Source organism: Geminicoccus harenae, assembly GCF_019800005.1.
Taxonomy (GTDB): domain Bacteria; phylum Pseudomonadota; class Alphaproteobacteria; order Geminicoccales; family Geminicoccaceae; genus Geminicoccus; species Geminicoccus harenae.
In genome coordinates, this window is record NZ_JABGCL010000073.1 from 1 (window position 1) to 8577 (window position 8577).

The window sequence follows — 8577 nt, forward strand, 5'->3', positions numbered from 1 at the left end:
GCGCCCTCCAGCGACGACATGCCTGATTAACCTGCGAACTGGCCATCCCAGTGACTTTGCCGACAGTCAATAAAACATCGGATACACCTAAACCGAAAATTAACCGTAGCGCTCCCCATCAAGCAGGGCGGTAGAATTTCCAGAACCCAATCGATCTCATACCCAGGCAACACCAGTTTGCACTCCGACGGACACTTGAGACGCCGAGGCTTACAGAGAGAATGCAGTACCGCCTTCCACGCACGCCAAGTGCAAGGCAGGAATTCAATTAAGTTAGAAACATTATTATTGCTGAAATATTTAGCGTCAACACGAAACTATCTATGACACAGTGATCGAGTTGAGAGATTTGCATGTGCGTTAGATAAGAGTAGAAGCGTCCTCGGAAAGCCGCCGATGCACAGACTGATTAAGCGGCCTAGATTGACCCCGCGGATGGAGGCGAGGGGGCGCTTGCTGATGCTGTTACCTATAGTAGACAATGTCATAATCTGTCTACCATCTTCATTGACCTTTGGCGTGACATCCGGGCTAATCGGCAGAACGTGCTGACGAAGCTGGTCATACGGCACGTCCACCCCGTCCAGCCTCGATTACTCGAGCAACCCTGGCGGTTGCTTGCATGATCTTGCCATTCCGGGTTCACGGATTGCTGGCGGCAGGCAGGTAGAATCCCAGGCCGCTCATGACACGCCGAGGGACGGCCACGCGGCTGGCTGTCCGAGCCGGACTAATACAGCTCCAATCAAGCCGGCCAAACCACTGTTCGACCTCATTCCTGCCGCAAGAAGTCGGCAGGCCTGATGCTGTACACGACCCCAGGATATTCCAACTTCTCATGCTTCCTAATGTGCAATATAATGGCCATGGGAGGTCTGCGGGTCCGTCATCCCCGCCAACACAGAGGACGCTCAAGCGATGAGAGGTATCTGGGTAGGCGGGAAGTCATGGGCCGATCTCGGTGCCGGCCCCTGGCGCTGGATCCTGCCCCTCGCGACACTGGCTCTGGCGGCCGAGCTCGCTGCCTGCGATGCGGAGCCGGAGGCGGCCGGGCTGGAGGTCCGGCCGGTGCGCACGGTGACGGTCGAGAAGCGTGCGGCCGGGGTGCCGGTGGTCCTGACCGGTCGCATCGAGGCCGAGGACGAGGTGGCCCTGGCCTTCCGTCTGTCCGGGCGAATGATTGAGCGGCCGGTTGCCCTGGGTGCCCGGGTCGAGCCCGGCGACGTGATCGCCCGGCTGGAGCCGCACAACGAGCTCAACGCGCTGCGCGCGGCCGAAGCCGGTCTCGCGGCTGCCGAAGGGCAACTGGTCGAGGCGCGGGTCGAGTTCCGGCGCCAGCAGACCCTGGCCGAGCGCGGCTTCGCGGCGCAGGCCGTCTATGACCGGGCCCGCCAGGCACTGCAGACCGCGCAGTCGGCGGTGGATTCGGGCCGGGCACTCCTGAAGAACGCCCAGGACCAGGTGAGCTTCACCGAGCTCGAGGCCGATGCCGAAGGTGTGGTGACCGCAATCGGTGCCGAGCCGGGCGAAGTGGTCCAGGCCGGGCAGATGATCGTCCGGCTGGCCCGCCAGGACGGGCGCGACGCCGTGTTCGACGTGCCCGCCCAGGTGATCCGTTCCGCCCCGGCCGATCCCGTCATCTCCGTCACCCTGACCGAGGACCCAGAGGTGGTCGCCACCGGGCGGGTCCGCGAGGTGGCGCCCCAGGCCGACTCGGTGACCCGCACCTTCGAGGTCCGGGTCGGGCTGGCCGACCCGCCGGCGGACATGCGGCTGGGCGCCACCGTGACCGGGCGAATGGAGGTCGATCAGGGCGAGATCATCGAGCTGCCGGCCTCGGCACTCACCCAGCACGAGCGCCAGCCAGCGGTCTGGGTGGTCGATCCGGCGGAGCAGACCGTGGCCCTGCGCAGCATCGACGTGCTGCGCTTCTCGCCGGGTGCCGTGGTGGTGGCGGCCGGCATCGACCCGGGCGAAACGGTGGTAACCGCGGGCGTGCAGGCGCTCCATCCCGGGCAGAAGGTCCGGCTGCTCGAGCCCGCGTCGTGAGCGGGTTCAACCTGTCCGGCTGGGCGCTCGGCAACCGCTCCCTGGTCGTCTACTTCATGATCGCGGCCGTGCTTGCGGGCATCACCGCGTTCATCGGCATCGGGCGCAACGAGGATCCGGCCTTCACCATCAAGACCATGGTGGTGCAGGCGGCTTGGCCCGGCGCCACGCTGGAGGACACCGCCCTTCAGGTCACCGAGCGGATCGAGCGCAAGCTGCAGGAACTGCCGGGCCTGGACACGCTGCGCAGCCAGACGCGGCCGGGTCTGGCCACAATCTTCGTCGATCTCGAAGGCTCGATGACGGCACCCGAGATCCCGGCGATCTGGCAGCAGGTGCGCAACGACATCGGTGACATCCGCCACACCATGCCGGCGGGGCTGGTCGGGCCGTTCTTCAACGACCGGTTCGGCGACACGTTCGGCATCATCTACGGCTTCACCGCCGACGGTTTCACCCATCGCGAGCTGCGCGACCAGGTCGAGGCGGTCCGCTCGGAACTGCTGCACGTCCCGGACGTCTCGATGATCGAGATCATCGGCGCGCAGGACGAGGTGATCTTCGTCGAGTTCTCGATGGAGCAGCTGGCCAACCTGGGCGTCGACCGTCAGGCGCTGCTGGCTGCCCTGCAGACCCAGAACGTGGTGCGGCCCGCAGGCATCATCCAGACCGGCGACGAGCGGATCTCGGTGCGGGTCACCGGCGCCTTCCAGTCCGAGCGTGACATCCTCGACATCACCTTCGTGGCGGGCGGGCGGATGCTCCGGCTGGCTGACATCGCGACGGTCCGGCGCGGCTTTGCCGACCCGCCACAGCCGATGTTCCGGGTCAATGGCCAAGACGCGATCGGGCTCGGCATCGCCATGCGCGATGGCGGCGACATCCTGGCGCTGGGCCCGCAACGTCAAGCAGGCCATGGCCAGGATCACGAGCGACCTGCCGGTCGGCATCGAGCCGGTCCTGGTGGCGGACCAGCCGGTCACGGTCGACCTGGCGATCGGCGAGTTCACCACCTCGCTCTGGCAGGCGATCCTGATCATCCTGGTGGTGAGCTTCATCAGCCTAGGCGTGCGGCCGGGCCTGGTGGTGGCACTGGCAATCCCGCTGACACTGGCGATCGTGATCCCGCTGATGCAGGCGTTCGCCATCGACATGCAGCGCATCTCGCTGGGTGCGCTCATCATCGCCCTGGCGCTCCTGGTCGACGACGCCATGACCACCACCGACGCCATGCTCACCCGGCTGGCCGCGGGCGACGACAAGGTGGCGGCGGCGAAGTTCGCGTTCCGCCACTATGCGTTCGCCATGCTGGCCGGCACCTTCGTCACGATCGCGGGCTTCGTGCCGGTGGGCTTCGCCCAGAGTTCGGCCGGTGAATACACCTTCTCCCTGTTCGCGGTGGTGACCATCGCTCTGCTGGTCTCCTGGCTGGTCGCGGTGATCTTCGCGCCGCTGCTGGGCGTGGCGATCCTGGCCCGGCCGAAGCAGGCGGTCACCAAGACGCCGCGCGTGGTGCAGTGGTACCGCCGGCTGCTGGTCACGGCACTGCGGCTGCGCTGGGTGACGATCGCGATCACGCTCGGCTTGTTCATCGGCTCGATCCTGCTCCTGCCGCTGATCCCCAGGCAGTTCTTCCCCTCTTCCGACCGGCCGGAGCTGGTGGTCGACCTGACCCTGCCGCAGAACGCCTCGATCTATGCCAGCCAGACGATGACCAGCCGGTTCGACGACCTGCTGGAGGGCGATCCTGACATGCTGCGCTGGAGCACCTATGTCGGGCGGGGTGCGATCCGCTTCTACTTGCCCCTCAACGTCCAGCTGCCCAACGACTTCTTCTCCCAGGCGGTGATCGTGGCGACCGATGTCGAGGCGCGCGAGCGGCTGCGGCAGAAGCTGGAGCTTGCGCTGGCCGAGCGCTTTCCGGAACTGGTCAGCCGGATCTACCCTTTGGAGCTGGGCCCGCCGGTGGGCTGGCCGGTGCAGTACCGGGTGAGCGGCCCGGACCCGGGCCGGGTGCGCACGATCGCCCTGGACCTGGCCCAGTTCGTCGCCGCCAGCCCGCGGGTCGAGAAGGTCAATTTCGACTGGATCGAGCCCACCCGGGAGGTGCGCATCCATATCGACCAGGAACGCGCCCGGCTGCTGGGGCTCAGCACGGACGCGGTCTCCGGCGTGCTGAACGCCGTGCTCACCGGCACGCCCGTCACCCAGCTGCGCGACGACATCTACCTGGTCAACGTGGTGGCGCGGGCCACGGACGAGCAGCGGGTCTCGCTCTCGACCCTGTCCACCCTGCAGGTCCCCCTGCCGGGCGGCCGCACCGTGCCGCTCAGCCAGTTCGCCAGCTTCGAATACACCCAAGGCTTCCCCCTGATCTGGCGGCGCGACCGCGTGCCGACGCTGACGGTCCAGGCGGACGTGATCCCGAGCGAGCTGCCGGAATCGGTAGCCGATGAGCTGGCGGACGGGGTGGCGGGGCTGAACGCCCAGCTCCCGCAGGGCTATCGGATCGCCGTGGGCGGCACGGTGGAGGAGAGTGCCAAGTCGCAGGCCTCGGTGACAGCGGTGGTGCCGGCCATGCTGTTCCTGATGCTGACCGTGCTGATGGTGCAGCTGCGCAGCTTCCAGCGCCTGTTCATCGTGCTGACCGTGGCGCCGCTCGGGCTGATCGGGGTGGTGCTGGCCCTGCTGGTGTCCGGCCGGCCGCTGGGCTTCGTCGCCATCCTGGGCATCCTGGCGCTGATCGGGATCGTCACCAAGAACGCGGTGATCCTGATCGGCCAGATCGAGAGCGAGCGCCGGCAGGGGCGGAGCGCCTTCGACGCCGTGGTCGAGGCCGGCACCGCGCGCTTCCGGCCGATCATGCTGACGGCGATCTCCACCGTGCTCGGCATGATCCCGATCGCACCCACCGTGTTCTGGGGGCCGATGGCCTTCTCGATCATGGGCGGGCTGCTGGTCGGCACCGTTCTGACCCTGATCTTCCTGCCCGCGGTCTATGTCGCCTGGTTCAGCCTGCGCGGCAGCCCGGCTCCAGTGGAGGCACCGGCGGTGCCGTCCAGCGCCGCCAGCGGATGAGGAGACGACCGATGACCACGACCAGAGCGCGCTGCTGGCCCCTTGCCCTTGTAATGGCGGGAGCTGCCTGGGTGCTGCCCGGTGCGGCGGCCGCGCAGGAAACCCCGCCGGCCGCCTCGCCTGCCTATGACTGGGGGCGGCTGGCCTTCGATACCGCCGACACGGACGGCGACGGCCTCATCAACGAGGCGGAGATGACCCGCGATGCCGCAGCCGGGTTCGCAGCGCTCGACGAGGACGGCAGCGGCACCCTCTCGCCGGCGGAACTGGGCGAGCATGATCCGACCCTGTTCGCCAAGGTGGACGCGGACGGGGATGGCCTGCTCACCTTCAAGGAGGTGATGACCAACAAGGTCAGGGCGTTCGATCAGGGTGACCGGGACGACGATGGCGGCCTGAGCTTCGACGAGATGGTCACGATCGTCGAAATCGAGACGGGAGACGCGTCATGAGCCCCGCCAACCCGAGCGGCCGGTCCCGCAGGCTCGCGATCGTCCTGGCCGTGCTCGCCTCCGGTGCTTTCCTCGGCTGCGAGAATGGCGGCGGCGGGACCGCGTCGCCGGGCGTGGGCACGGTGGGTGGTGCCGTGGCCGGTGCCGGAGTCAGCCGGGCCGTGTTCGGCAACAGCAGCTCGGCCATGCTGATCGGCGGTGCCGTGGGCGGGCTTGCCGGCAACATGACCCTGGACCGCCAGGCCGAGGAGCGCCGCCGCCGGCAGGCGGTCGAGGACCGGCGGACCGCCCAGCAGCTGCAGCTCGACTTCGAGCGCCAGCGAGCCCTGCAGGAGGAGCAGACCCGGCTCGAGATCGAGGAGCAGCGCCTGTTCCGGGAATGGCAGCGCGAACGGACCGGCAGCTGACGCGCAGGCACGAGCAGATGCGCCCGGCTGGAGCTGAATGAATGCAGGGCGCATGAGCCGGCTCCGCCGGATCGGTGCACGGACGGGTCGGGCGGCCAGGCGGGTGGCGCTGCTCGTGCTGATCGCGCTCGCCACCTTCCTGGCGACCCGCATCTGGGACTCCCAGCGCGGCCTGCCGCTCGAGGTCTGGCACACCTTCGTGCCCGACGAGCTGGACGTCGAGGAACTCGACGGGGCCGACTGGGCGGCTTACCTCGTCCGGGAGCAGGAGATCTTCGACGAGCTGCGCGTCGAGGTAACCCAGCAGCTCGAGCCGGACGACCGCGTTCCGGTCAACCGCTACTTCGACCGCAGCCCGATCTATCCGGGCCGCTTCGCCGACGACTGGAACCGCTCGCACCTGCTCGAGCCCGACGGTCCGCCAAGGGGTGCCGCGGTGCTCCTGCACGGGCTGACCGATGCGCCCTACAGCCAGCGTCATATCGGCGAGCTCTACCGCGACCACGGCTTTGTCGCGATCATCCCTCGCCTGCCGGCGCATGGCACCGTGCCGGGGGCGCTCACCGACATCGAATGGGAGAGCTGGACAGCAGCGACGCGGCTGGCGGTGCGCGAGGCCAAGCGACGGATCGGGCCCGGCCTGCCGCTGCACCTGGTGGGCTTCTCCAATGGCGGGGCGCTCGCCATGAAGTATGCGCTCGATGCCCTGGAGGATCCGGAGCTGACCCGGCCGGACCGGCTGGTCCTGGTCTCGCCGATGATCGGCATCACAGCCTTTGCCCGCTTTGCCGGCGTGGCCGGCTGGCCGGCGATCTTCCCGGCGTTTGCCAAGGCCGCCTGGTTGGCCGTCCTGCCCGAGTTCATCCCGTTCAAGTACAACTCGTTCCCGATCAACGGCGCCCGCCAGTCCTTCCTGCTCACCCAAGCGCTGCAGCCGCGCATCGCCCGGCTGGCGCGGGAGAACCGTCTCGGTGACCTGCCGCCGGTCCTGACCTTCCAGTCGGTGATCGACTTCACCGTCAGCACCCGCGCCATCATCACCGCCCTCTACGCGCAGCTTCCGGACAACGGCAGCGAGCTCGTGCTGTTCGATCTGAACCGGACCGTGAAGTTCGGCCCGCTCCTGAACACGCAGGTCGATGCGGTCCTGAACCGGGTACTGCCGCCCGTCCCGAGGGCCTTTCGCACCACGATCCTGGCCAATGCCGGCCCCGACAGCCTGGACATGGTCGAGCGGGCGACCATGGCCGGGGCCACGGAGGAACAGGTCCGACCGTTGGACCTGCGCTATCGCAAGGACGTGTTCTCGCTGTCCCATGTGGCCCTGCCCTTCCCGGTGGATGACGGGCTCTATGGGCTGGACCCTGACCCGGCCGAGGATTTCGGCATCCATCTGGGCGCCATGGCGACGCGGGGCGAGCGCGGCGCCCTGATCGTCAGCCTGGATTCGCTGCTGCGCATCACCTCCAACCCGTTCTTTCCCTACATGCTGGAGCGGATCACCGAGGGGATCGCGGCGCCGGTCGAGGCCGGGACGGCGCCAGGTTGAGCGGCGTGCGGATGGGCGAACTGTACCGCGCGATCTGGCGGGTCACCGGCCGGCAGCAAGCCATCCTGATCGTCCTGTCGGTGCTGGTGGCCGCCGTGGCCGCCCTGCCGCTCAAGTTCCAGCAGCTCGCGATCAACAGCCTCGTCTATGGCGGCGACGTACGTCAGCTCGCCTGGCTGTGCGCCGGCTTTCTCGCGGCACTGTTGCTCAGCGCCGGGCTGAAGCTGCTGCTGGGCCTGCGCATGGCGACGGTGGGCGAACGGGTGGTCCTGCTGATCCGCGAGCGGCTCTACCGCAATGCCGCCCATGACCGGGCGAACGGGGCGAACGGCGCGCCGACACCCGGGACGCTGGTGGCGATGGTCTCGGCCGAGGCCGAATCGGTCGGCGCGTTTGCGGGTGCGGCGATCGCCTCGCCGGTGGTACAGCTCGGCACGCTGGTGAGCGTGATCGGCTTCATCGTGGCGAGCCAGCCCTGGCTTGGCCTGCTGGCACTGGTCGTGGTGATGCCCCAGGCGGCGATCGTGGTGATCGTCCAGCACCGGATCAACCTGCAGGTGCAGGCACGGGTCCAGTCCCTGCGCGATGCATCGGGCCGGATCTCCAAGGGTGATCTGACGACCGTGGACGATGCGGTGGTCCAGGACTTTCACGACATCTTCCATATCCGCTGCCGGATCTTCGCCCTCAAGCTGTCGTCCAAGGCGGCGATTGCGGCGATCAGCGGCCTCGGTAAGGTCGGCATCCTGTTCCTGGGCGGCTGGCTGGTGCTGCGGGGCGAGAGCGACGTCGGCACGGTGGTGGCCAGCCTGACCGGCCTCATGCGCATCGAGGGGCCGTGGCGCGGCCTGGTCGGCTTCTTCCGTCAGGCCAGCACGGTGCGGGTCAAGTACGGCATGCTGGCCGACGCGGTCGCGACCCGCCCGGCCCGCTAGGTGTTTGATCCCGCAATGTGGTGGTACAATGGATCACCATGCGGCAAGGGAGGCGCTATGGGCCAGGTTCTTCACGGCAGCGCCCGTACGACGGAGGCGGTCCGTCG

5 protein-coding genes and 1 pseudogene are annotated in these 8577 nt (G+C 67.9%); all 6 read left to right on the plus strand.

Annotated features, from left to right (window positions below):
- The first annotated feature begins 918 nt into the window (after positions 1-918).
- Positions 919-2049, plus strand: a complete 1131-nt coding sequence (locus tag HLA95_RS26165; protein WP_191059477.1) for an efflux RND transporter periplasmic adaptor subunit — start codon at positions 919-921, stop codon at positions 2047-2049.
- Positions 2046-5127 (plus strand): annotated as a pseudogene (locus tag HLA95_RS26170) (efflux RND transporter permease subunit). The gene HLA95_RS26165 and the pseudogene HLA95_RS26170 overlap by 4 nt, the downstream one beginning before the upstream one ends.
- 11 nt (positions 5128-5138) lie before the next feature.
- A complete protein-coding gene (locus tag HLA95_RS26175) occupies positions 5139-5579 on the plus strand; it encodes an EF-hand domain-containing protein (RefSeq protein ID WP_191059478.1) in 441 nt (146 codons plus the stop codon).
- The gene (locus HLA95_RS26180; RefSeq protein WP_191059479.1) at positions 5576-5986 is read left to right on the plus strand and encodes a glycine zipper domain-containing protein; all 411 of its coding nucleotides are present in this window, start codon (positions 5576-5578) and stop codon (positions 5984-5986) included. The genes HLA95_RS26175 and HLA95_RS26180 overlap by 4 nt, the downstream gene beginning before the upstream one ends.
- 52 nt (positions 5987-6038) lie before the next feature.
- Positions 6039-7535, plus strand: a complete 1497-nt coding sequence (locus tag HLA95_RS26185) for an alpha/beta fold hydrolase (protein WP_191059480.1) — start codon at positions 6039-6041, stop codon at positions 7533-7535.
- A gap of 5 nt (positions 7536-7540) precedes the next feature.
- Positions 7541-8470 (plus strand): ABC transporter transmembrane domain-containing protein, encoded by a 930-nt coding sequence (locus HLA95_RS26190; RefSeq protein WP_223861494.1) that lies wholly within the window; start codon positions 7541-7543, stop codon positions 8468-8470.
- Positions 8471-8577 lie beyond the last annotated feature (107 nt).